Here is a 23,479-nt window from a genome sequence, read left to right as displayed (position 1 = left end):
ATCCTCCCCTGCGTAGCGGGGGAGGGGGACCATGCGCAGCATGGTGGAGGGGGCGAGATCGAGGTCGTCCCGGATATATGAGAGAGCAGTGGTGCGAAATGTTTGACGGTGGCGGCTGTGGCTGCCCCCTCCACCGCCTGCGGCGGTCCCCCTCCCCCGTGAAACGGGGGAGGATCAGAGGCCTTAGGCCGCTTGCAGGACCTTGCGCAGCTGCGGGTGCAGTTCCGGGTTCGAGGCCAGGATCTGCTTGCCGTTCTTGGGGTCGCCGTCGATGTCGATGGTGGTGACCGTGCCGCCGGCTTCGGTGACGAACAGGATGCCCGCCGCCACGTCCCAGGGCTGCAGGTTACGCTCGAAGAAGGCGTCGTAGCGGCCGGCGGCGACCCAGGCGAAGTCCAGCGAGGCCGCGCCCAGGCGGCGGATGCCGGCGACACGCTGGCCGACGGCGTGGATGTCCTTGATCGCCTGCGAATGGCCGGTCTTGCCGATGAAGGGCAGGCCGGTCGAGATCAGGCTTTCCGACAGGTCGCGACGGCCCGAGACGCGGATGCGCTGGTCGTTCAGATAGCAGCCCTTGCCCTTTTCGGCCCAGAACAGCTCGTTCATGACGGGGTTGTAGGTGACGCCGGCGACGATCTCGGACGAGCCGTCGGGATGCTTGCGTTCCAGGCCCACCGTGATGGCGAAGTGGGGCATGGCGTGCATGAAGTTGGTGGTGCCGTCGATCGGGTCGACGATCCAGGTGTGCGACTTGTCGGTGCCTTCGACCAGACCGCGTTCCTCGCCGAGGAAGCTGTAGCCGGGGCGGGCCTTCATCAGCAGTTCAAAGAGGGTGTCTTCGGCCTTCAGGTCGGCGGCCGTGACGAAGTCGCCGGGTCCTTTGCGCGAAACCTGAAGCTGGGCGACTTCGCCGAAATCGCGAAGCATGGGGCGGGCGGTCTTGCGCACGGCGCCGATGATGACCTGAACAAGAGCAGAGGCGAGGGCCATGGGGTTCTCCTGGTCCGTCTGTCCTTGAAGGCCCTGTCGGCCCGGAGAGACGGAGAAGCAAAAGGGGCGCGGACCATCCGCGCCCCCGTAGAAACGTCTTGTGTCCGACCTTGGCCGGAAAAGACGGTGTTTGTTAGTCCGCGCGGCGGACGTATTCGCCCGTCGAGGTGTCGACGACGATGCGCTCGCCGGCCGACATGTAGGGCGGGATCATGATGCGGACGCCATTGTTGGCGATTGCGGGCTTGTAGGAGGACGAGGCGGTCTGGCCCTTGACCGTGGGCTCGGTCTCGGCGACTTCAAGCGTGACCTGTTCCGGCAGTTCAAGGCCGATCGGACGCTCTTCGTGCATCTCGATGATGACCTTCATGCCCTCTTGCAGATAGGGGATGCGCTCGTCGCCGACCCAGCCCTTTTGCAGTTCGATCTGCTCGTAGGTGGCGTCGTCCATGAAGACCAGGCTGTCGCCGTTGTCGAACAGGTAGGAGAAGTCCTTCTGTTCCAGAGTGACGCGCTCGACCTTGTCTTCCGAACGGAAGCGTTCGTTCAGCTTGTTGCCGGTTTCGAGGTTCTTGGCCTCGACGTTGGCGAAGGCGCCGCCCTTGCCGGGCTTGACGTGGCTGGCCTTGGTGACGACCCAGAGGCCGCCATTGTGCTGTAGGACCATGCCGGGCTTGATGTTGTTGCCGTTGATTTTCATAGAAACCGCTGGATGTGAGGGCTGGAGGCGGCCCGGCCGCATCGTGGGCGGGCGCGCGAAATCGCGGCGAGCCGTAGAGGAACAGCGGAAAAAGGGCAATGGGCGCTGATCGTCGGTCTGCGGATCAGTGGAGGCTTGGTCCCTCACGAAGGCGAGCTTCGGCGCGGTTGACCAGTCGGACGCCCCTGCCAGTGGGGGAGGCCAGTTTACCGGCGGCCGGGTCCAGCTTGCGCGCTTCGTGAGCAAAGGCTGCGGCCAGACCCGCCGAGGACATGGCGGCGACGATCTGGGTCGTTCGCTGCGTCGGCCGAACTGCGAGCCAGACGGCGCTGACAGCCTGGGCGGCGAGCCACAGCGCCATGGCGCTGCGTCGCTCCGGACGAGCGGGCGCATTCCAGACGCGAACCGCCGACAGGGTGGTGGCCGAGAACATGGCGGGCAAAATCAGGCTGAGCGGGCCACGCGGACGCTCTGTGATCGGGGCGTCGCCGCCCAGGGGTTGCAGCGCGCGACGCGGCTGGGGGCGGATCAGTTTCGAAGCGGCGGTCGTCGCAGCCAGTGCGAAGCCGGCCGTCAGGGCGACGCCAAGCGCCACATGGGCCCAGTCTCGCCCTTCGGCGTTGAGAAAGTCCGCGGCCTGGTCGCGAGCGGTGTCGAGGGCGTCTTCGATGCTGGTCATGAGACCGGAATGGCCGGACGCGGAAACTCGTTCCGCGTCCGGCGTCTGGAAGACCGCCTAGTTGCCGGTGGCGGCGCCGTCGGTCTTGATCTCGCTCATGGCGGACTGGAGGTAGTTCTGGGCGCCGAGAAGCTCGATCAGCTTGTGCTGGTTCTCAAGGAAGTCGACGTGTTCCTCGGTGTCGGCCAGGATCTTCATCAGCAGGTCGCGGCTGACGTAGTCGCGGGCTTCCTCGCATTGGGTGACCGCGTCGCGCGTGGTGGCGCGGCTGTCGATCTCCAGTTGCAGATCGGCGCCCAGGCATTCGATCGGCTCCTCGCCGACCTTGAGCTTGTGCAGGTCTTGCAGGTTGGGCAGGCCGTCGAGGAAGAGGATGCGCTTGATCAGCATGTCGGCGTGTTTCATCTCGCCGATGGATTCCTGATAGATGACGTCGCCGAGGTGGCTGAGGCCCCAGCTCTCGAACATTCGGGCGTGCAGGAAATACTGGTTCACCGCCGTCAGTTCATTGGTCAGAACTGCGTTGAGGGTGCGGATGATCGCCGGATCGCCCTTCATGGTCGTCGCCTTTCGTCGTGGGCGGCGAAAGGGAGGCCGGAGCGGCGCTCCAGACTCAATCGCCGCCGGATGCGAAGGCTTTTACCACGGCGAATGCTGCTTGGATTATTTGCGAGTACTTATCACTGCATTGATAGTGCGAGTGAATTTCGTCTTTCGATGGCGCGGGCTACTCGGCGGCGAGGGCGAAGGCCGCCTGCGTGTCCTGGATCATCTGACGCATTTCGCAGACGCATTTCGCGCACTGGGCAGCGCATTGATTGGACGCGAAAATATCTTTCGGGCGGGTCGCGCCCGCCTCGATGGCCTGGGCGACGTCGCGTTGGCGAAGGCCGTTACAGTTGCAGACGTACAAGGCGGCAAGCCCCGAAGCAGTTACTGAGAATGGCTCGCTATAGCATTTCTTAAGGCGAGTGCAAATCGTTCGCATCGATGGGCGCGATTGACGCCCGCCGCCGGGACGGGCAGGGCGGGGGCATGGCTCGTCAATCCGCTCTTCCGCCCCGCCCGCCCTGTCAGCTGTATCTGATCACGCCGCCTGTCATAGCCGACCTGGAGGCCTTCGCCGGCCTTCTGGAGCAGGCGCTGGCCGCAGGCGAGGTCGCGGCCTTGCAGATCCGGTTGAAGGACGCGCCGGACGATCAGATCAGGGCGGCCGTGGCGCGGCTGGCGCCGATCGCCCAGGCGCACGGCGTGGCGGTAATTCTGAACGACCGTCCCGATCTGGCGAAGGCCACGGCCTGCGACGGCGTCCATGTGGGTCAGGACGACGCGCCGGTGGCCGAGGCGCGGCGCATCATGGGGCCGGACGCCATGATCGGCGCCACTTGTCACGACAGCCGGCATCTGGCGATGGAGGCGGCGGAGGCGGGGGCGGACTATGTGGCCTTCGGGGCCTTCTTCGAGACTGGCACCAAGGCGACCACGCATCGGCCCGACCTAGCCGAACTGACCATCTGGCAGGAGACGATGGAGACGCCCTGCGTCGCCATCGGCGGGATCACGGTCGAGAACGCGGCCCAGGTCGCCGCCGCCGGGGCCGATTTCGTGGCCGTCAGTGCGGGCGTCTGGAACCATCCCGAAGGACCGGCCGCAGCGGTTCGGGCCTTCAACACGGTGCTCGAAAACGCCTTCTGACTTCAGAGGATGTTTAGGAAGCTTGGTCAGGATGGGGTGTTAGTCGCGGACATCGGACCCGATCATGAACATGAGCCGAGCGCTCGACAGGGCTGAAACCGTGCTCGCCGCCTCCGTGGACGGCGACATTTCCGTGACTGCGCCTAACGCCGCCTTCTTCCGCCAGCCCCTGGCCCCGATCCTGACGGCGGTCGGCGTGACCGTGCTGGTGGTTGTGGCCATTAGTTTTGCGCGAACGAACGGCCTGGTCGCCGCCCTCTGGGGCGCCGGCGGTCTGGCGCTGGCCGTCTGGCTGCGCGGCGGGCGGGGTCGGACCTATGACCTGGCCTTCGGCGCCCTGGTGTCCGTCGGCGTGCTGGCCGGCGAATTCCTGGTTGGCAACGGACCCGCCCTGTCCGCCATGTTCACGGTGGTGAACCTGCTGGAGATCGGTCTGGCTGTGGTTCTGACGCGTCGCTTCGTTCCGGGGCTGAGCGTCAATTCCGTCGAAGGGTTGTCGCGGTTTCTGGGGGTATGTGCAGTCGCGCCCCTGCCTTCGGCCATCCTGAGCGCCGTCGCGCTGGACGCCATGGTCGGCGCTGACCTTGTCGACGGTTTCCGAATCTGGTGGTGCGGCCACGCCCTGGGGCTGGCCGTGATCGGCGCCTTCGGTCTGGCCCTGCAACGCCGCCATCTGATCATCGTGCGCCAGCCCGCGCGGCTCGCTGAGGGGATCGCCCTGCTGGGACTGATCGGGGCCGCCTGCTATGCCATCTTTTCTCACCTGAGCCTGCCTTACGGCTTCCTGTTGATGCCGCTGCTGCTGATGATGGCGGTGCGCTTCCGGGTGTCAGGCATCGCTGCTGCGCTGCTTGTCGTGACGGTCATGGCCGTTGGCGGGACCATGGCGGGGCATGGCCCCTATCATTCCTTCCACGCTCAGGACCGCGCCCTGTTGGCTCAGCTTCTGGTGCTGCTGGGCTATATGCCGATCCTGATGGTCGCCGCCCTGCTGGAAGAGCGGGACCGGCTGGCCGAGCGGGCGCGCGCCGGGCGGGAACGAGCCGAGCGGGCCTCCGCGGCCAAGTCGCGGTTGCTGGCCAATGTCGCCCATGAGATCAAAAGTCCGGTCGGGGGCATCATCGGCATCGGTGAGCTGTGGGCGGGCGGCCAGTTGGGCGCGACCTCGGCCGAGCAGGTCGAGATGGCGCAGATGCTGGTGAAGACCGCGCGACAGGTCGAAACCCTGGCGCACGATCTGCTGGATGTGGCGCGAGCCGAGTCCGGAGCGGTGAAGGTCGAACTGCGACCGACCGAAGTATCGGGGCTGCTGGAAGATGTGCGGAGGGCCCTGATCCTGAAGCCCGAAACCCGCGGAATAGGCGTCGAGGTGCTGATCGAGGGCGACGCCCTGATCGCCCAGGCGGATTCGCAGCGTCTGGCCCAGGTCATCGGCAATCTGGCGGGGAATGCGGTCAAGTACGGCGCTTCCGGCGGTCGGATCCTGCTTCGGGCGGCCTGGGCTGACGACCGCGTGAGGATCGAGGTGGTGGACTTTGGGCCGGGCCTTTCGCTGGAAAAACAGGGGCAGCTGTTCGAGCCTTTCAACCGCCTTGGGCTCGAGCGCTCGGCCATCGAAGGTCATGGCATCGGCCTGGCCCTGGCCAAGCGACTGACCGAGTTGCAGGGGGGCGAAATCGGCGTCATCTCGGCGCCCGGCCAGGGTGCGACCTTCTGGGTCGAACTGGCGGCGGCTTGACCGCCGGGCGGCGCGGGGGCCAAGGTCGGGTTATGAAAACCGTGCTTCTCGCCTCCATTCTCTTGAGCGCCGCGCCCATCGCTGCTCATGCCCAGTCCCAAAGCACCGAGGACCTGACCCGGCGGCTGAACGGCGGGCCGCCGGTCACCGCGCAAGCCGCGCCGCAAGCCACGCCTCCCGCTGTTCGACCCGGCCCGTCGGCGTCAGGCGCGACCGTCGCGACGCCCGCGACGAGGCCCGCGCCAAGCGCGACGCCCGCAGCCACGCCTCGATCCGCAACCGCGTCTTCGCTCCGGCCCGCCGCAACGACGCCCGTTGCGCCGTCGGGAAGCGTCGCCGCGCCGACGCCCCCCGCTACGGCCCCGGCGCCGTCCGCCGGGTCGGCTCCCGCTCCGGGCGCGCTTGGTCCTGCGGCTGTCGCCGCCCTTCCGTTCCGTATCGAGCTGTCGAGCGGGACCCAGCTCTTCGAGGGCCGTGCGGCGCCGGGGGCCAAGGTCTGGTCCGTTCGAAAGGCGGGCAAGACGCTGGCCATGATCTACGCCGGGCCTGCGTCGCAATTTCCCATCTATGACGGCGAACAGGTCACGGCGGCCGGTCGCGTGTCAGTCATCGTGCCTGAAGGCACGCGCCGCATCGCCATGGAGCACCTGTTCCAGCGGCCAGCGGCTCCGACCGAAATCCACGTCTGGCTGATGAGCCTTGACGGCGCCGACCGTGACGCCGCCGAGCGGATCGCCCAGTCGGTAGACCCGAGGTAATCTGCGCCTATTCGGACCAGACGGCCAGATCGTTGCCGGACGGATCGCGAAAATGGAATCGCCGTCCACCGGGGAAGGCGAAGATCGGGTGGGTGATTTTCCCGCCTGCCGCCTCGACCCTGGCCAGCATGGCTTCCAGGTCCCGGGCGTAGAGGATGGGCAGGGGCTTGGGCGTCATGGCGTCGGTGGTGAAGCCGCCGTCCAGGCCCTCGCCGAACGCCGCGTAGTCGGGGCCGTAGTCCTGAAACGCCCAACCGAAGGCTGAGGCGTAGAAGGCCTTGTGCGCCGTCATGTCGGTGGCGGGCAGTTCGAGGTAGTCCAGCTTGCCGTCTTCGCGCATGGCGTCTCTCCAGAAAATGCAGGCGGACGCTTGCACGACGAACGACTCTGCGCAAACCTGCAAATGGTTCGCAAATGCAGGAGTCGGCCATGATCATCCTGAGCGCCGGATGCGCCTCGCTGGCTTCGCTCATGCGCGAGGATGCGGCGGCGGGTCCGACAGCTGAAACGACAAGGGCGCCGGTCGAGACCGACGGACGCCCGCGCCTGATTTCAACGAACGGCGGCGACCAGGGGCCGGCCTGGGTCTCGCCGCCGCATCACTCTCGATAGCCGCGCCTGATCAGGCCAGTTCGACGGCCATGGCCACGGCTTCGCCGCCGCCGATGCACAGCGAGGCCATGCCCTTCTTGCCGCCGCGCGCCTGAAGCGCCGCCAGCAGGGTGGACAGGATGCGCGCGCCCGACGCGCCGATCGGGTGGCCCAGCGCCGTGGCTCCGCCGTTGACGTTCAGCCTGGCGCGGTCGATGCCCAGTTCCTGCTGCGCGATCATGGCGACGACTGCGAAGGCCTCGTTGACCTCCCACAGGTCCACGTCCTCGACCGACCAGCCGGCCTTCTTCAGGGCCTTCTGCATGGCGGGGACGGGTGCGGTGGTGAACAGGCCCGGCTCATGGGCGTGGGCGGCGTGGGCGACGACGCGGGCGACGATGGGCAGGCCCAGGGCCTTGGCCGTGCTCTCGCGGGTCATTACCAGGGCCGCAGCGCCGTCCGAGATCGAAGAGGCGTTGGCGGCGGTGATGGCGCCGTCCTTGGTGAAGGCGGGGCGCAGGGTGGGGATCTTGGCCGGGTCGGCCTTGCCGGGCTGCTCGTCCTCGCTGACGACGACCGGGCCCTTGCGGGTGGCGACCTCGACCGGGACGATTTCGGCCTTGAAGGCGCCCGAGGCGATGGCGGCCTTGGCGCGGGTCAGGCTTTCGATCGCGTATTCGTCCATCTGTTCACGGGTGAACTGATACTGGGCCGCCGCGTCCTCGGCGAAGACGCCCATGGCCTTGCCGGGGGAATAGGCGTCTTCCAGACCGTCCATCATCATGCTGTCGACGATGACGTCGTGGCCGATGCGGGCGCCGCCGCGGTGCTTTTTCATCAGGTAGGGGGCGCCGGTCATGGACTCCATGCCGCCAGCGACGATGACCTCGGCGGTGCCGGCCAGCAGGGCGTCGTGCGCCATCATGGCGGCTTGCAGGCCCGAGCCGCACATCTTGTTCACCGTGGTCGCCTCGACGTGCTTGCCCAGGCCGGCGCCGATGGCGGCCTGACGCGCCGGGGCCTGACCCAGACCGGCGGGCAGGACGCAGCCCATGAATATCTGCTCGACCTTTTCAGGGGCGAGGCCCGCGCGCTCGACGGCGGCCTTGACGGCGGCGGCGCCCAGGTCGGTGGCCTTGACCGTGGACAGGGCGCCCTGGAAGCCGCCCATGGGCGTGCGGGCGAAGGAGACGATGACGACGGGATCGGCAGAGGTCTGGGGGGCGGCGGTCATGAGGAGCGTTTCCAGTGTAAGTCGTTTCGCGGGGATTAGGGGAGGCGGGGGGGCACTGGCAAGGTCAGAGGAGTTTGCGGCGCTGGCGAGCCAGGGCCAGCGGCCGGCCGTCCGCGCCCCAGGCGACGGCCTCGTCCACCGACCAGCCGAGCCCGTGGTCCAGCAACCGGTATTCGAAGAAGGCCCAGCCGTCTGGCGCGGTCTCGGGCGTCGGATCGTTGATGAAGTCGTAGCGCAGATCGACGCTGGTCATCATCGGCGGCGCCTTGAAGGCGGTCCAGGCGGGCGGATAGAGGGCGTCCAGCAGATAGGCCAGGCGAAGTTCGTCCAGGGGCGCGCCGTCGCGGGTGCGCATCCAGACGCGCTCGATCACGGGCTTGCCTTCGTTGCCGCCCAGGATGTTGGGGCCGCTGTCGAAGCGATAGTCGACGTGTTGCGAGAAGCGCGGGGCGAGCGGGCCGCTGAGGCCCGGCGCGTCGCTATCCAGCAGGGGCGGCCGGGCGAGCAACGGGCTGAGGGTTTCGACACTGTCGCCGTCCGCGCCATAGGTGGCGCTGGCGTGGTGGGTCAGGCGCGCGCCTTGCCCGCCCTCGACCACGGCGTAGGCGACGTTGCGGCCCCCGCGCAGCAGGCGAGGGCGGAAGTGGATCGGCTGGCCGTATTTGGCGGCGGCCAGATACTGGACCGTCAGGCTGCGCAAGGGCGCCTTGAGGTCGAGACCTTGCCGCATGGCCCCCGCGCACAGGGCCGCCAGGAGGCCGCCGAACGGGAAGCCGGCCTCGGGCGGGGCGGCGATGGGACCGTTGGAGAATTCGCCCGACAGGTGGGCGGCGAGGCCGTCGTCCGAAGGCGTCAGGGTCAGGGCGTCGTGCAGCAGGTCGGCTTCGGTCATCGGTCCACGCAACAGCAGGCGAAAGAGAGGCGGGCGGAGACTGAAGCGTCGCCGCCCGCAAGTCGAGGAATGCAGAAACCACGACAGGCCAGTCGTTAGTTCGTTGCCTAAAGAAACTGACAAACTGCGTCCCGATTGGCAACCCACTTGTCAAAAGCCTGACGCGGGGTCACTTTCCGCTGCATGGGACGCACCGCCGACTATAGCCGCCAGAGCTGCTCGATCGCCGCCACGCTGGAGGTGATCGGCGACCCGTGGACCCTGCTGGTCATCCGCGACGCCTTCAACGGCGTGCGCCGGTTCGAACAGTGGCAGGAACGGCTAGGCGTGGCGCGCAACGTCCTGGCCGCGCGGCTGAAGTCGCTGGTGCAGCACGGGGTGCTGGAGCCGCAGCTCTATTCCGAACGCCCGCCGCGCAACGAATACGTCCTGACGCCCAAGGGCAAGGACCTGTACGGGGTCCTGGTGACGCTGCACGCCTGGGGCGAGAAACATGTCTATGGCGAGGCCGACAGCGGCGTCGCCATGATCCACAAGACCTGCGGCCACGACCTCAAGCCCCGTATCGCCTGCGGTTGTTGCAACGAGATCGTCAAACCCCGCGACATCGAAGTCACCTGGGCCGAGAACCGGCCGACCGTCGGCGACATGATGCCCAAGGAAGAGGCGGCCTAAAAGGCGGCGAGCAGACGGTAGAGACGTCCGTTAAGGGTGGAAAGCAGACACGGACAATGCTCAGTTTAGCCAATGGCCAATGCAACTCTCTCTCGCAGTCGGACGTCACTCAGGGCTGGGTGCGCGCTAGCCATGCTGGCCTTGTTAGGCTGCGCAGACGAGGGCGACTACGGCTTGACCGGCCACTGGTTTCCGACGGAGATCAACGGCCAGGACGTCACCGGGTCTAGCGTGGAACTTTGGCTCGACAACATTCAGACAACCGATCTCACGCCCACCACTTACGAACTACGCCTTGGCTGCGCGGATGCGGGTCGATGGGATTCGAAACGGAAACTGCTGGTCAGCGACGCCACATACGCGGGCCGGGTGCCGCAGGATCAATGCCAAGCTGCGGACGCACCCCGTCTGGATGCCTTGCGTCGCATGACCCACGAAGGGGTCACGATTGGAGTGGATGCGGAGACCTACGAGGTCAGCTTTTCGACCGCATCAGGACAATCGGCCCGCTTCACCTACTTCTCTTCGCTCGTTGTTGACTAGCAGCCTGTAACCCTGCTCGCGCGGAGACGGACGTCGCGAACGTCCGCAACGGGTCGGCTTCGGTCCTGGGCTTCGGTGCCGAAAGCTGACCTACAGAAATCGGATGGCAGGCTTCTCGAAACACACCACCTCCACGCACTCTTGCGGTGTCGCGATCAGGCAGGAGAAGGTCGTCTCGGGTTCGGAGGGTCGCACGTTCGTGCGATACTCAACCACATAGGGAGCGTCATCGCTCATGAATACGCCGACATCCGCGTCGCGCCCCTTCAGCAAGGGCTCGCCTCGGTAGGTTGCCAAATAGTGGTGGAAGTCGCTTTCGGAATACGAACGAAAAGCGCGGGGCGGATCGAACTGAAGTTCAACGTGAGGCTCACCGCCGACCTCAAGCGTGACCATCAGCGATCCCCCTGTGTATCGAAGGGAATGGAGATGGAAGTTGGCTGGAGGAGCATCTGTGTCAGTCATGCCCAACCTTCCACTGTCCTCTGAAGGTCTGCAACGGGTCGAAAGCGGCATTTGGCCCATGCGCTGAAAGAAGACATGGGGACGACAGCCGACCGCGCTTTCTCACGGACGGCGTGCGTCAGCCTCTGACGTCGCCCCCGCCCGTTCACTCCGCCTTGCGGACGTAGCGGTTCAGGAAGGCGAGGTAGGATTCCTGGGCCTTGATGCGGTTGGCGCGGCGCTGGAAGCCGTGGCCTTCGTCGGGGAAGACGACGTATTCGACCGGCACGTTGTTGGCCCGGACCTTTTCGACCAGCTCGTCGCTCTCGACCTGAAGCACGCGGGGGTCGTTGGCGCCCTGGATCACCAGCAGGGGGCGCTGGATCTTGTCGGCGTGGAACAGGGGGGAGATGGCGCGCTGGCGTGCGGCGTCGGTGGCCGGGTCGCCCATTTCGTCGAACAGGGCCACGCGCTGCGCGCCCCACCAGGCGGGGATGGATTCCAGGGTCCGCACCCAGTTGGTCACGCCGAAGATATCGATGCCGGCCTCGAACTTGTCCGGGTGGAAGGCCAGGGCCGCAGCCGTGATGTAGCCGCCGTAGGAGCCGCCCATGACCGCGACCTGATCATCGGCCACCCAGTCCTGGGCCCGCAGCCAGTCGCCGCCGGCGACGATGTCGCGCAGGTCGGCCTCGCCGTGTTTCTTGTCGTCCATGTGGAAGAAGGTCTTGCCGTAGCCGGACGAGCCCCGGTTGTTGGCCCCCAGCACGGCATAGCCGTGATTGACCAGATGCTGAACCATGGCGGAGTAGCCGCGCCGCGTCTGACCGCCCGGCCCGCCGTGGACTAGGACGACCGCCGGGGCCGGGTTGGCGGCAGAGGCGCCCCTGGGCCGATAGAGGACCGCCGGGACCATGACCCCGCCTTCGCCCGGGTAGCGGACGATGGTCGCCTCGACCAGATCGCCTTCCTTGATCGCCGGGTTCAGGGCCGAGGTCAGGCGCCGCGCGTGTCCGGTCGACAGGTCGGCGACGAAGACGTCGGCGGGCGAGGTGTCGGACACCACGGTGAAGGCGGCCAGATCGGCGCCGGGATCGAAGCGGACGCCGGTGATGTCGCCCTGGGGCAGGCCGGTCAGGCGGACGGGCGCGCGGGTCTGCGCGTCCTCGATGGTCAGTTCGGTCGAGGCGTCGGCGTTGACGGCGGTGACCCGATAGCGGCCGTTGGGCGAGAAGGAGACATACATGACGTCCCAGTCGGCCTGGGTCGTGCGGTTGTGGGCCTTGTTGGCGATGTCATAGGCGTAGGCTTGGGCGAACTCGCCGTCCTGATTGCTGGTGTAGATCAGGGTGGCGTTGAAGGGGCCGAAATCATTGACCTCATAGGCGACGTCGCCGGTGTGCTGGGTGATCAGATAGGGTTCGCCGCCCGCCTGAAGGTCGGCCAGATAGATGTCGGAGTTGGCGCTGGTGTGGGACTTGGTCAGGGCCACCAGACGCCCGTCGCCGGACACCGCGGCCAGGTCCATGCCGGGATTCTGGAAGATCAGCTTCCGGTCATAGGTGGCGGCGTCATAGGCGTAGAGGTCGAAGACCTCGGCGTCGCGCTCGTTGCTGGTCAGCCAGAAGGTTTGGCCGTCGTCGCTGAAGCCGATGAAGCCGGCCTTGAGCTTGTCGCCCGGCGTCAGGTCGCGCAGCGTGCCATCGGTTTCGCGCACATAGATGTGGGTCAGCTCGTTGCCGCCCTGATCCGCCGCGACCAGAACGCGGCGGCCGTCGGGGAAGTAGCTCTGGGCGAAGGTGGCGTTGGTGGTCGAGGCGGTCAGGGGCACGGGATCGCCGCCTGCGACGGGCAGGGCGTAGGCGTTGAACACGCCGGTCCTGTCCGAGGAGATCAGGACGTGGCTGCGCCCCTCGGAGAAGGCCAGGCCGTCCGGGTTGGCCATCGAAAAGCTGGTCGTCTCGAAGAACTGGGCGGCGGTATAGGGCGCAGGGACGGTCGATGCGGCCTGGGCGGGCAGGGCGGACTCGGTCGCGGCGAGGGCGGGGAAGCCGGCGACGAGCGCCAGGGCGGAAACCATGCAGGCGAAGGAGCGCATTCTGAACCTCGTGAGGTGTGGTGACCTGTTGAGGCGTCAACATGGGCCGCTGGATGCGGTCTGTCGAAAGTTTAATGAGCGCGGTTCTGCGACGTCAGGCCGCCGCGCCGCCCTTCAGCACCATCAGGGGGATGACGATGTCCTCCTCGTCATCGAGGTGGCGGATCAGGCTGGGGGCGGCGCGGTCCAGCAGGTCGGCCAGACGGTGGCCTTGGTCGGGGGCGTCAGGCGACTGTCCCGCGACCGACTGATGGAAGGCGACGGCGGAGTGGTAGAGGGCGTCCAGATGGGCGTGGATGGCGTCATGGTCGCGGTCCAGCAGATCGAGGCCGGTCTGGATGCGCGGCTCGATCAGGCGGAACTGCGGGAAATAGTGACCGCTCTCGACGCGGTGGTGGCCGTCCAGATGCTGGAGGAAGGCTTGCAGCGTCGGCAGCAGGGCGGCGTGCAGGCCGCGCGGATCCAGCCCGCCGGACCGCCAGCGGGTCGCGGCCTCGGCCATCTGAACCTGCTGGGCGCGGAAGCCGGCGTGCATCTGCAGCCAGAAGGCGGCGGTTTCGGGCAGGGCCTCGGTCCAACGCTCACGCGGGAAGGCGTCACGCAAGTACAGCATGTCGTCGGGCAGGCCGGCGCGGACGCCCAGCGCCTGCGCGTCGTGAGGCGCCTCAGGCGACAGCGGTGGTGCCCTGGATGAAGCCGCCGCCCAAGACGCGGTCGGGGTCTGCGGGGTCGTAGAGGGCGCAGGCCTGGCCGGGGGCGACGCCTTCTTCGCCTTCGTCGAAGACGACCGAGACGACCTTGTCTTCGCTCAGGGTCAAGCGAGCCGGCGAGGGCTGGCGGGTCGAGCGGACGCGGGCCAGGACGGGGGCGCCGTCGCGGGCGGCTTCCTCGATCGTGGCCTGATCGCCCAGCCAGTTGGTTTCTTCCAGCACCAGGCTGGCGGTCAGCAGGGCTTCGCGCGGGCCGACGATGACGCGGCGGTTGTCAGGGTCCAGCTTGGTCACGAACAGGGGCTCGCCCACGGCGACGTTCAGGCCCCGGCGCTGGCCGATGGTGTAGTCCGTGATGCCGCCGTGCTGGCCCAGAACCCGGCCGTCCATGTGAACGATCTCGCCCGCCTCGCGGCCTTGCGGGCGCAGGCGGTCGATCAGGGTGCGGTAGTCGCCGGACGGCACGAAGCAGATGTCCTGGCTGTCCGGCTTGGCGGCGATGCGCAGGCCCAGAGCGGCGGCCACGCCGCGCACCTGGGGCTTTTCCAGATCGGCCAGGGGGAAGCGCAGATAGTCCAACTGCGCTTGGGTGGTGGCGAACAGGAAGTAGGACTGATCGCGCGAGTGGTCGACGGCCTTCCTCATCTGCGAGCGGTTGCCGGCGGCGGCGCGGCGGACGTAGTGGCCGGTGGCCATGGCCTCGGCGCCCAGGTCGCGGGCGACGTCCAGCAGGTCGCGGAACTTGACCGTCTGATTGCAGCGAATGCAGGGAACTGGGGTCTGGCCCTTCAGATAGGAATCCGCGAACTGGTCGATCACCGCGTCCTTGAAGCGGCTTTCATAGTCGAGGACGTAGTGGGGGATGCCGATCAACTCGGCGGCCAGACGGGCGTCGTGGATGTCCTGACCGGCGCAGCAGGCGCCCTTCTTCTTCAGGGCGGCGCCGTGGTCGTAGAGCTGGAGCGTGACGCCGACGACATCATAGCCGGCCTTGGCCAGCAGGGCGGCGACGACGGTGGAATCCACACCGCCCGACATGGCCGCGACCACACGGGCGCCGACCGGCAGGCCGACAGCCTGTCGCGCGCTCTCGATCGCGGCGTCTATGTCGGCGGCGGCGGACATGGGAGCGATGGTCGGGATGGGGCAGATGTCGTCAGCCATGGTCATCGCCGCCATATAGAGGTCCCTGCGTTCGATTTCGAGGCATGGAGCCGAAAACGACAAAGGCCGCCTCCGTCACCGGAAGCGGCCTTTATCCTTGGGCCTATCGCGCTTCGCGCTACTTGAGGCCCATTAGTCCCGGTAGCTCTGGATGCGCGTGGTGCGCAGCCCTTGCATGCCCCATTTGTCGATCGCCTGTTGCCAGGCGATGAATTCCTCGGCCGTCAGACGATATTTCGTCAGGGCGTCCTCGAGGCTGATCAGACCGCCGCGAACGGCGGCGACCACTTCGGCCTTGCGGCGGATCACCCAGCGGTTCGTTTCCGCGGGCGGGAGATCCCGCAGGGTCAGCGGCGTGCCCGTTGGGCCGACCACATATTGTTCGCCTCTACTATTCAGGCGTCGCTCTTGCAGCATGGGCTTAAGCCTCTTTCACCACCACCATCGACGCGTAGCCTAGAGGCACCTCGGCTAAGGGGCGTTTAAGCGTCGTGGTGAAGGAATGGCTAAGACGCATCCTCCGTCCCCGGCGCATGCGAGGCGCCGGAAACGAAGGATTCATCGAGTCTAACGAAGGCTTACTCACGGAGTCCCGTTAAGCGATCAACGCTTGATGCTGAGCAGTTCGGCCAGCATCTCGTCCGCCGTCGTGATGATCTTGGACGAGGCCGAATAGGCGCGCTGGGTGGTGATCAGGCTGGTGAACTCGGCCGAGAGGTCCACGGTCGAGGATTCCAGTTGCTGGGCGGCCAGCATCCCGGAGCCGCCCGTGCCGGCCGCCTTCAGGTTGAAGGTGCCGCTTTCCAGGCTGACGCGGAAGGCGTTGCCGGAAACCTGACGCAGGCTGTCGGGGCTGGGGAAGGTGGCGATGGCGACCTGGGCGATCTTGCGCATGACGCCGTTGTCGAAGATGGCGGTGACGAAGCCGCCCTCATCGATCTTGATCTCCGACAGGTTGCCGAAAGCCGTGCCGTTGGTGACCGTCGACTGCACGATCGAGGCCGTGTTGAGCTGGCTGAGGCCGCCTGCCGAGGTGTTCAGATCCAGCGTCAGAACCTGATCCGAAATCCCCAGACCGTCCGCCCATTTGATCCGGTTGGCGTTGGCGGGAAGCGTCAGATCCAGGTTGGAATCGGATGCTCCGAAGTCCAGCAAGGCGTTGGTGGGGTCGCTGAACAGAGCATTGGGCATGGTCTGCATGGTCGTGACGTCCAGACGACCGGACGGCGTAAAGGCGATCACGCCGGTCTTGATCTGGCCGTTCGAAAACGCGCTGCCGGTTTCAACGCTGTCTGCGGGAACGGCGACGACCTCGGCGTACCACTGGTTGGCGACGTCGCTCTTCAGCAGACGGATCTCGATATTGCGCTGACCGCCCTTGGAGTCGGAGACCGGGATATTGATCTTGAAGTCGGGCTTGATGCCGACCGGGTTGTCGTCCTCGCCATTATACATGGCCATGGAGTTCAGGCTGGGGTCGTACTTTGTCTTGGCCACGACGTTGTTCCCCATGGCCAGGTTGGCGAGTGAAACCATGTCGCCGCCGCCCAGATCGAGGTCGGTCAGGGTGCTGCCAGGTCCGCCGCCGGTCACGCCCGTCAGACCCACGAGATTGCCCGTGGTTGCGTCGTAATCCGCAACAGCGGTGATCGTCTGGTTTCCGGTCTTGATCGTGACGTTGTACTGGTTGGCCGTCGCCGTCGGCGCGTAGCGAACGGTGAAGTCCTTGGGACCCGACGCGGCGGGAACCACGGCGATATTGGCGTACTTGCTGGGGCTCGCGCCGCTCTGAATGGTCTGGCCGGAGAACAGGTTGGCGTTGATCTGGGCGCGCGTGGTCTTTTCGGCCGTGCCGCCGACGGTGCCGATGTTGATGGAGCGCAGGCGCGTCAGATCGGACGGGTCCGTGGCGATGTCGCCGTTGGAATCCACGGGCCAGCCTTGCAGATAGAGGCCGGCGCTGTTCTTCAGGTAACCCAGATCGTCGATGCGGAAGGCGCCCGCACGGGTGAACAGCCGGCTGTCGGTCGCGCCGACGCCTTCGGCCTTCTCGGTCGTGACGAAGAAGCCCTGGCCGTCGATGGCCAGATCGGTGTTCTCGGTCGTGCGCTGAAGCTGGCCTTCCTGGCTGATGAAGTGACGTGCGGAGGCGATGACGCCGCCCGCCGCATAGCCGCCGGCGCCCTTGCTCTGGCTGTTGACCAGGGTCTGGAACTCGCCTTGCGTCCGCTTGTAGCCGATGGTGTTCACGTTCGCGATGTTCTGCGAGATCGCGGCCAGGGCGGCGGAGTTGGCGGAAAGACCGGAAACACCGGCCTGCATGGCGCTGTTGATGCTCATTGTGTCGGCTCCTTAAGCGGAAATGGGGAACGGGAGAGGGACGCCGTTCAGGCGTCGGTCTCGGGTGTGGTTGGGGGCTGGACGCTCGCGTTCTTCTCGTCGAGCGCAATGATGCTGGACAGCGGCATGACCGAGCTGCCGATCGTGACGTAGGGCTGGTCGGCGTACATCTCGACGCCGGTGATGCGGCCGCGCATCAGGACCTGGGCGTCGACCTTGCCGCCCGTCGCGTCCTTGGCCGTGACCTTGAGCGTATAGACGCTGCCGTCCTGGCCTTCGGTCCAGTTGAAGTCGTGCACGCCGGCGCCGGCCTCTGGCGCCGGGCCCTTCCATACGACCTGACCCGTGGCGTTCAGGACCTGAAGCTCGACTTCCGAAGCCTTCGCACCCAGTTCGTAGCTCCACGACGCCTTGCCGTCGGTGGCCTTGGTCGCGTCCCAGACGGCGGTGGCGTCCTTGCCGATGTAGTTGGACGCCGAAGCGAGGCCGTCGCCCTTCTGACCATCGAGAAGCGCGGTCAGCAACTGGTTGGACAGCAACTGTTGTTCGACGCCGGCCATCTGGGTGAGCTGGGCGGTGAACTGGTTGGAGTCCATGGGCGACAGGGGGTCCTGGTTCTTCAACTGCGCAGTCAGCAGCGAAAGGAAGGTCTCGAAGTTCGAGGCCAACATGCCGGAGCTGTTGTTGATCTTGTCTGTGGCGGTGTTGGAAGTGACGGCGGTGACCATCGATCAGACCTTCATATCGACGCGGTCGGGCGTCATCGAAAGGGAAGCCCAGGCGCCCGGAGGCGGTAGGACGGTATCGGCCTCGGCGGCCACGCGGGCGGCGCCCGCGAAAGCGCGGCGATCGGGGGACCGGTCGAAGGCCCCGCCCCCGAACCCGGACGACGGGTTGCGCTCTGAGAACTCCAGCGAGTCCTGAGTCAGCTGGAAGCCGGCGTCCTGAAGTTGCCGACGCAACTCATCGGCCCGGCTGCGCAAATCCGTCGCGGCGGCCGGATTATCGAAGGCCAGACGAGCCGTGAGATGACCCTCGGAATCGATCTCCATGCTGACGTCGACCCGCCCCAGGCCCTCGGGCGTCAGGGCCATGTCGAAGCGGGTGGAGCGACCCTCCAGCTTCTTCATGATCTGGGCGGCGATCTGAGCCGTTGTCTCGACCGTGGCTCGCGACAGCTGTGACAGGCCCAGGTCGCGGGCTGTCGCGGGCGCGGCGTTCTGAGCCTCCAGAACCTGCTGCGAGGGCGCGAGGTCCGGCGCGGCGGCGGGGTCGAGCGGGGCGGCTTCGACCGAGGCGATCGGCTTGGCCGCTGTAGCGTTGCTCAGGCTTGGCGCAGAGAGGGTCGGGGTTTGCACACCGGCGGCCTGGGGCGACGGGGCGCCGCCCTTGGCGTCGGCCTGGGTGTCCGTCTGGCCGGTCGGCGATGCGGCGTTGGACGGACGATCGTCCAGACGGGCGGCGCCGTTGCGGGGAGGCGCGACGGGTGCGGCGGATGCCGAGGTTGGTGTCGGCGCAGCGGGGGGGGCGAGCTGGCCATTCGACGGAGCGGCTTCACCCTCGGCGTCGGAAGCGGTCGCGTGCGCTGAGGCGGCTTGCTCGGGCACGTCGGCGACCTCAGCCGGCAGGACCGCGAGCGGTTGCGCCGAGGCGATTGTCTGAGAGCGGGGCGTCGGAGCGATGATCGACCGGGCCCCTTGAGCTGGCGGGGGAGCGACTTCGACACGCGGGGCTTCCGGTGTCGCTTCAGTCAGGGCCTTGAGGGGTTCGGCCTGGATCGGGACCTGAGGCTGGCTGTCAGCTGCAACGGTCGGGGCGGCAGCGAACGTGGTGGTCGCTGTGATCTGCGGCGATGCCGTCGGGGCGGGACGGGCCTGAACGGAGGCTTCCGGACGCGTCTTCTCTGCGGCCGAGACCGGCTTGGCCTCGGGCGAAGCGGAGGCGGGGAGGGGCGCAACTCCGCCATCGGATGCAGGCGTCGCCGGCGGCGTCGAAGATGCGGCTGGCTGCGGCGTGCCGAGCAGGGCGCCGACATTTGCAGCGACGGGCGGCGTCGGACGGGCAGCGGCCTCGGCCATGGCGGGCCGGTCTGGCGCAAGATCAACGGAGGGCCGGGCCGTAGCCTGTTCGGTAGAGGCCTGGACCGTGGACGGTTCGGCCTTTTGGGCGGCGTCAGGCTGCGCGGCTTCGCCTTGGGCCGGCGCCGTCGTCTGGGCGGTCAAGATCGGTTCGGGGGCTTGGGCGGCGAACTGTGCGGCGGGGGCGAGAGGCGTGGCCGGATGGGAAGGGACGTCAACGGGCGCAGGCGAAGCTTCGGCTGCCGGCGGCATGACGGGCGCGGCAGAATTCGGAAGAGACGCGGCCGGCGGCGGCGAAGCGGCCGCGATGCTCGGCTCCGTCATGTCAGAATCGGGCGAGACCGGCTGAGCAGGAGCGATCAGGGGGATCGGAGGCCAGGCCGGCGCGGCGACGACGGCGGCGTCCACGACTGGAGTTTCGGGGGCGTCGAGATCCGCCGCCGGAAGATCAGGAGGTGTCTTGCCGTCGTTGTTCGACACCGGCGCAGACGGGGCGGCAGCCGCGACCATGCCCGCGAACAGGCCGTCGCTCGCCATCGCCCCGGCGGGCGCCGGGGCCGTTCCGCCGGTGGCGGTCGGGACAATGGAGGACAGGACGCTCAGCGCGGACATGGGCTGCGATAGGGCTTTCGCGAGGTGGATCGGCGCCTACTGCACCCGGGCTGTTCGCAAGGGCCGGCGCAAGGTCCGGGCCAAGTGCGTGACGCGCTGGTAAGTCGTTGAAATAAAACATATTTATTATAATGCAGACGCCTGAAGGCGGGGCTCGGGGCCCGGTCTTTCTTGCCGCGCCGCTACGCTTTTTGCCGAGCGCGCCGGGCTGGATCGGCATGGCCCGCGACTTGCGGCAGGTCAGGAGAACGCACAGGGGCTGAATAGCCGATGGTAAGTAAAATCAATGAGTTGGCTAGAATGGCTGACCGGAAAGCCGGGCAAGATTTGCGCGCAGGCCAGCAAGGCTTGCCGGGCGCGGCCCTGTTTGGAGCCTTTATCTGATGTCCCTGAACTCGATCATGAACATCGCCACCTCGGGCATGAACGCCGCCCAGACGCAGTTGCGGGTGGTTTCCGACAACGTCTCGAACGTCAATACGCCTGGCTATGTCCGCAAGGTCGCCGACCAGCAGTCATGGGCGAGCCAGGGCGTCGGCTCGGGGGTCGAGATCGCCCGCATGCGCCTGGCCACCGACCGCTTCCTGCAAGCGGCGAGTCTGACCGCCGGGGCCGATGCGGGTCGCCAGTCGGTGCGTTACGAGCTGTTTGACCAGATCCAGTCCCTGTTCGGCGATCCCGGCGCGGACAGCGGCTTCTTCTCTCAGCTCGACAATATCTTCGCCGCCTTCTCCACATCCGCCGAGAATGCAACCTCGGGCGCCTTGCGGCAGGACGCCGTGTGGAAGACCCAGGCTGCGTTCGACGAAGCGGCCCGCATCAGCAAGAGCATTCAGGGCGCGAGAGAAGAGGCGGACAGCCGTATCCGAAGCGCCGTTGATCGCACCAACGGCCTGCTCGAGCAGATCGAGAAGTTGAACGTCGATATCGCCAAGGCGAACGTCGTCGGTACGGATTCCACTGGCGCCCAGACGATCCAGGCCACGCTGATCAACGAACTGGCCGAGATCATGGACGTGAGGGTCACGACCCGCTCGGTCGGCGGCGTCGAGGTGCGCACCGGCGCGGGCATCCTGCTGGCCGGGCAGGGGGCCACCAAGCTGGAATACAAGCCGGCCGGCGTGGTTTCGTCCGAGACGGTCTTCAACCAGATCATGGTGATCGAGCCCAATGGCCAGAAGCGGCCGCTGACAGAGGGCCTCGCCTCTGGTGAACTCAAGGGGCTCCTGGAGCTGCGCGACGTGGACGCGCCGGCGGCTGCGGAACGCCTGGGCGAGTTGATGACGCGTCTGGCCGACGAGCTGAACCGGGCGCACAACGCCTCGTCCGCCGTGCCGGCGCCGTCGGTGCTGAACGGCCGCAACGTTGGCCAGTCGCTGGAGACGGCGCTGGCGGGGTTCACCGGCACGACGACCATCACCACGGTCGACGCCCAGGGCGTCATCCAGAATGCGGCCCGGATCGTCTTTTCGGGCGGGACCATGACCATCAACGGGGTGGCCGCCACGCCGGCCACCTTCCTGACCACCCTGAATGGTCAGCTGGGGGGCGCGAGCGCCAGCTTCGTCAACGGTCAGCTGAAAATCGAGGCTCCGGCAGGCAGCGGGGTCGCCATCGCCGACGATGCGACCAATCCCAGCATGAAGGCCGGGCGTGGCTTTTCGCACTACTTTGGACTGAACGACCTCGTCTCGACCGCGAGGCCCGCCCTGTATGACACCGGCCTGACGCCGGCGTCCCAGCATGGGTTCACCCCGGGCGAGGCGATCAAGTTCCGCTTTACCGACGGCTCCGGGACGCGGATCCGCGACATCACCGTGGCGGTGCCGGCTGGTGCGGGCACGATGGCCGAGATGCTGGCGGCCTTGAACGACCCCGTCAGCGGGGTGGGCAATCAGGGCAGCTTCAGTCTGAACCCCGCCGGCGAGTTGATCTTTACCGGCCACGGGGCGCCCCCCTCGACCCTGTCGGTGGTGGAAGACGGCACGGGTCAGGTGCCCTCGGGCGTGGCGATGAGCGACCTGTTCGGCCTGGGCGGCGCCCGGGCGGCGCGGGCCGGCGGCTTCTCGATCCGCGCCGACATCGCCAAGGACCCCGCCAATCTGGCGCTCGCTCAACTGAACCTCTCCGCGGCGCCCGGCACGATCGCCCTGAGCCGCAATGACGGCAGCGGGGGTCGGTTGCTGTCCAAGGCGGACCAGAACACCACCGTCTTCTCGGCGGCCGGCGGGGCGGCCGGCGGTTCGGTATCCCTGTCGCGCTACGCCTCGGAATTTTCCGGGGAGATTGGCGGCAAGGCGACGACAGCCAAGACCCGCGCCGCCAGCGCCAGCGCCCTCTATCAGGAGGCGACGGCCCGGCGCAGCTCCGCAGAGGGCGTCAACATGGATGAAGAACTGGTGCTGATGACCACTTATCAGCAAGCTTTTAACGCTTCGGCGCGCCTGATCCAGGCGGCGTCTGAAATGTATGACACCCTGATCGGAATGATGCGATGACCCGCGTTTCGACGTTTGGAAACTATCAGTCGGCCCTGCTGCACCTGATGAACGCGCAGTCGCGCGGCGAGGAGGCTCAGAATAAGGTCAACACCAAGAAGAATGCCACGGATCTGGTTGGTTTCGGCCGCACCTCTGAAACGGTCAGCGCGCTGAAGTCGAGCCAGACGCGAATCCAGGGCTTCATCGACACCTCCAAGACCGTCATCGATCGCCTTGCGTCGCAGGACCTCGGGCTGGACCGGGTCGCCGACGCCGCGACCGCAGGACGCCTGGCGATCGCCAACGCCATCGCCGCCGGGCGGATGGACGGACTGATGGCCGCCATGGAGACCGAGTTCAAGATGGCCCAGGACGGGCTGAACATGAAGCATCAGGGCAAGTTCGTCTTCTCCGGCGGGGCTGTGGACCAGGCGGCGGTCGTCATGCCCGCTGCGCCTGCTGGCACGGACCTGGAGAAGCTGGCTGCGATGCCGGCGGCGGCGGATGTCTTTCGCAACGACCCGCTGAAGCAGAAGTCCTGGCTGGACGAGAATGTGACGATGGACACGGGCTTCCTCGCCAATGAGGTCGGGGGTGAGCTTTTCGGCGTCTTCCGCGATCTGCAACTGCTGCATCAGGCGACGCCGCTGGAAGGCCAGATGACGGACGCCCAGAAGACCGCCCTGACCACGCTGATGACGCGGTTTGAGACCGCGGCCAAGGGTGTGGTCGAGGTCCAGTCCAGGAACGGCGCCATGCAGGCCCGTGTCGAGACGCTGCTGGAGTCGCAGGAGGGGCGGAAGATTTCGGTCGACACCATCCTGTCGGGCAAGACGGACGCCAATATGGCCCAGGCCGTGACCGAACTGGAAATGTCCCAGATCGCCATCCAGGCCTCGGCCCAGGTGATCAGCCAACTGCGCCAGGTGTCGCTGCTCAACTATCTGAGCTGATCCGGACGGCTCGCCCTGCGTATTGAACGATAACGGTTTCGGCGCGTTCGCTCTTCCACGAGCTTCGCCATGGGCGATCAGGCGAAGCTCGGCTAAAGGGTGGGC

General features: G+C 66.9%; 24 protein-coding genes. 8 read left to right on the top strand and 16 right to left on the bottom strand.

Features of this window, described 5'->3' with window-relative positions:
* Nucleotides 1-183 precede the first annotated feature (183 nt).
* The 5 genes from ACOZBP_RS05950 to ACOZBP_RS05930 all read right to left on the bottom strand — a co-directional run bounded on the left by ACOZBP_RS05950 (nucleotide 184) and on the right by ACOZBP_RS05930 (nucleotide 3,282).
* On the bottom strand, nucleotides 184-990 hold the full coding sequence (locus ACOZBP_RS05950; protein WP_422675452.1) for an inositol monophosphatase family protein: 807 nt from the start codon (nucleotides 988-990) through the stop codon (nucleotides 184-186).
* Nucleotides 991-1,123: 133 nt separating this feature from the next.
* Nucleotides 1,124-1,690: an elongation factor P gene (gene efp, locus ACOZBP_RS05945; protein WP_422675451.1), complete on the bottom strand. Its 567-nt coding sequence runs from the start codon at nucleotides 1,688-1,690 to the stop codon at nucleotides 1,124-1,126.
* Between the two features lie 124 nt (nucleotides 1,691-1,814).
* Nucleotides 1,815-2,369 carry a TspO protein gene (locus tag ACOZBP_RS05940; RefSeq protein WP_422675450.1) on the bottom strand — a complete coding sequence of 185 codons (555 nt, stop codon included), beginning with the start codon at nucleotides 2,367-2,369 and terminating at the stop codon, nucleotides 1,815-1,817.
* 57 nt (nucleotides 2,370-2,426) lie between these two features.
* Nucleotides 2,427-2,927: a bacterioferritin gene (gene bfr / locus ACOZBP_RS05935; RefSeq protein WP_422675449.1), complete on the bottom strand. Its 501-nt coding sequence runs from the start codon at nucleotides 2,925-2,927 to the stop codon at nucleotides 2,427-2,429.
* A gap of 169 nt (nucleotides 2,928-3,096) precedes the next feature.
* The gene (locus ACOZBP_RS05930) at nucleotides 3,097-3,282 is read right to left on the bottom strand and encodes a (2Fe-2S)-binding protein (RefSeq protein WP_422675448.1); all 186 of its coding nucleotides are present in this window, start codon (nucleotides 3,280-3,282) and stop codon (nucleotides 3,097-3,099) included.
* Nucleotides 3,283-3,404: 122 nt separating this feature from the next.
* Between ACOZBP_RS05930 and thiE the strand changes: the two genes are divergently transcribed.
* From thiE to ACOZBP_RS05915, 3 genes are all read left to right on the top strand, one after another.
* Nucleotides 3,405-4,064 (top strand): thiamine phosphate synthase, encoded by a 660-nt coding sequence (thiE, locus tag ACOZBP_RS05925; protein ID WP_422675447.1) that lies wholly within the window; start codon nucleotides 3,405-3,407, stop codon nucleotides 4,062-4,064.
* A 64-nt stretch (nucleotides 4,065-4,128) separates the two neighbouring features.
* Entirely contained in the window at nucleotides 4,129-5,802 is a 1,674-nt protein-coding gene (locus ACOZBP_RS05920) for an ATP-binding protein (protein WP_422675446.1), read from the top strand.
* A gap of 32 nt (nucleotides 5,803-5,834) precedes the next feature.
* A complete protein-coding gene (locus ACOZBP_RS05915; RefSeq protein ID WP_422675445.1) occupies nucleotides 5,835-6,560 on the top strand; it encodes a hypothetical protein in 726 nt (241 codons plus the stop codon).
* 7 nt (nucleotides 6,561-6,567) lie between these two features.
* Here ACOZBP_RS05915 and ACOZBP_RS05910 read toward each other — a convergent pair whose 3' ends face one another.
* Complete coding sequence (locus ACOZBP_RS05910) at nucleotides 6,568-6,900, bottom strand: VOC family protein (RefSeq protein WP_422675444.1); 333 nt, start codon at nucleotides 6,898-6,900, stop codon at nucleotides 6,568-6,570.
* Between the two features lie 89 nt (nucleotides 6,901-6,989).
* On the opposite strand from ACOZBP_RS05910, the gene ACOZBP_RS05905 reads away from it, so the two are divergent.
* Nucleotides 6,990-7,172: a hypothetical protein gene (locus ACOZBP_RS05905; protein ID WP_422675443.1), complete on the top strand. Its 183-nt coding sequence runs from the start codon at nucleotides 6,990-6,992 to the stop codon at nucleotides 7,170-7,172.
* 10 nt (nucleotides 7,173-7,182) lie between these two features.
* On the opposite strand, the gene ACOZBP_RS05900 is transcribed toward ACOZBP_RS05905, so the two are convergent.
* Nucleotides 7,183-8,385: a thiolase family protein gene (locus tag ACOZBP_RS05900; protein ID WP_422675442.1), complete on the bottom strand. Its 1,203-nt coding sequence runs from the start codon at nucleotides 8,383-8,385 to the stop codon at nucleotides 7,183-7,185.
* Nucleotides 8,386-8,449: 64 nt separating this feature from the next.
* Entirely contained in the window at nucleotides 8,450-9,277 is an 828-nt protein-coding gene (locus ACOZBP_RS05895; protein ID WP_422675441.1) for an acyl-CoA thioesterase, read from the bottom strand.
* A 183-nt stretch (nucleotides 9,278-9,460) separates the two neighbouring features.
* Here ACOZBP_RS05895 and ACOZBP_RS05890 point away from each other — a divergent pair, with 183 nt between their 5' ends.
* Together ACOZBP_RS05890 and ACOZBP_RS05885 are read left to right on the top strand one after the other, a co-directional pair.
* Complete coding sequence (locus ACOZBP_RS05890; protein ID WP_422675440.1) at nucleotides 9,461-9,952, top strand: winged helix-turn-helix transcriptional regulator; 492 nt, start codon at nucleotides 9,461-9,463, stop codon at nucleotides 9,950-9,952.
* Between the two features lie 132 nt (nucleotides 9,953-10,084).
* Nucleotides 10,085-10,495, top strand: a complete 411-nt coding sequence (locus ACOZBP_RS05885; protein ID WP_422675439.1) for a hypothetical protein — start codon at nucleotides 10,085-10,087, stop codon at nucleotides 10,493-10,495.
* Nucleotides 10,496-10,585: 90 nt separating this feature from the next.
* Here the strand turns inward: ACOZBP_RS05885 and ACOZBP_RS05880 are convergent, their stop codons facing one another.
* From ACOZBP_RS05880 to ACOZBP_RS05845, 8 genes are all read right to left on the bottom strand, one after another.
* On the bottom strand, nucleotides 10,586-10,960 hold the full coding sequence (locus tag ACOZBP_RS05880; RefSeq protein ID WP_422675438.1) for a hypothetical protein: 375 nt from the start codon (nucleotides 10,958-10,960) through the stop codon (nucleotides 10,586-10,588).
* A 145-nt stretch (nucleotides 10,961-11,105) separates the two neighbouring features.
* A complete protein-coding gene (locus ACOZBP_RS05875) occupies nucleotides 11,106-13,037 on the bottom strand; it encodes a S9 family peptidase (protein ID WP_422675437.1) in 1,932 nt (643 codons plus the stop codon).
* A gap of 94 nt (nucleotides 13,038-13,131) precedes the next feature.
* Nucleotides 13,132-13,641, bottom strand: coding sequence for a hemerythrin domain-containing protein (locus ACOZBP_RS05870; protein ID WP_422675436.1), 510 nt, complete (start codon nucleotides 13,639-13,641; stop codon nucleotides 13,132-13,134).
* 61 nt (nucleotides 13,642-13,702) lie between these two features.
* A complete protein-coding gene (gene mnmA, locus ACOZBP_RS05865) occupies nucleotides 13,703-14,872 on the bottom strand; it encodes a tRNA 2-thiouridine(34) synthase MnmA (RefSeq protein ID WP_422675494.1) in 1,170 nt (389 codons plus the stop codon).
* 171 nt (nucleotides 14,873-15,043) lie between these two features.
* Nucleotides 15,044-15,328, bottom strand: a complete 285-nt coding sequence (locus tag ACOZBP_RS05860; protein WP_105563033.1) for a DUF1153 domain-containing protein — start codon at nucleotides 15,326-15,328, stop codon at nucleotides 15,044-15,046.
* A 186-nt stretch (nucleotides 15,329-15,514) separates the two neighbouring features.
* A complete protein-coding gene (flgE, locus tag ACOZBP_RS05855; RefSeq protein WP_422675435.1) occupies nucleotides 15,515-17,251 on the bottom strand; it encodes a flagellar hook protein FlgE in 1,737 nt (578 codons plus the stop codon).
* A 47-nt stretch (nucleotides 17,252-17,298) separates the two neighbouring features.
* On the bottom strand, nucleotides 17,299-17,979 hold the full coding sequence (locus tag ACOZBP_RS05850) for a flagellar hook assembly protein FlgD (protein ID WP_422675434.1): 681 nt from the start codon (nucleotides 17,977-17,979) through the stop codon (nucleotides 17,299-17,301).
* Between the two features lie 3 nt (nucleotides 17,980-17,982).
* A complete protein-coding gene (locus tag ACOZBP_RS05845; RefSeq protein ID WP_422675433.1) occupies nucleotides 17,983-19,941 on the bottom strand; it encodes a flagellar hook-length control protein FliK in 1,959 nt (652 codons plus the stop codon).
* Nucleotides 19,942-20,324: 383 nt separating this feature from the next.
* On the opposite strand from ACOZBP_RS05845, the gene flgK reads away from it, so the two are divergent.
* Both flgK and ACOZBP_RS05835 read left to right on the top strand, forming a co-directional pair.
* Entirely contained in the window at nucleotides 20,325-22,439 is a 2,115-nt protein-coding gene (gene flgK, locus ACOZBP_RS05840) for a flagellar hook-associated protein FlgK (RefSeq protein ID WP_422675432.1), read from the top strand.
* Nucleotides 22,436-23,374 carry a flagellin gene (locus tag ACOZBP_RS05835; RefSeq protein ID WP_422675431.1) on the top strand — a complete coding sequence of 313 codons (939 nt, stop codon included), beginning with the start codon at nucleotides 22,436-22,438 and terminating at the stop codon, nucleotides 23,372-23,374. The genes flgK and ACOZBP_RS05835 overlap by 4 nt, the downstream gene beginning before the upstream one ends.
* Nucleotides 23,375-23,479 lie beyond the last annotated feature (105 nt).

Source organism: Brevundimonas sp. NPDC058933, from assembly GCF_049315965.1.
Lineage (GTDB): Bacteria > Pseudomonadota > Alphaproteobacteria > Caulobacterales > Caulobacteraceae > Brevundimonas.
This window is presented reverse-complemented; position numbering and strand designations above follow the sequence as displayed.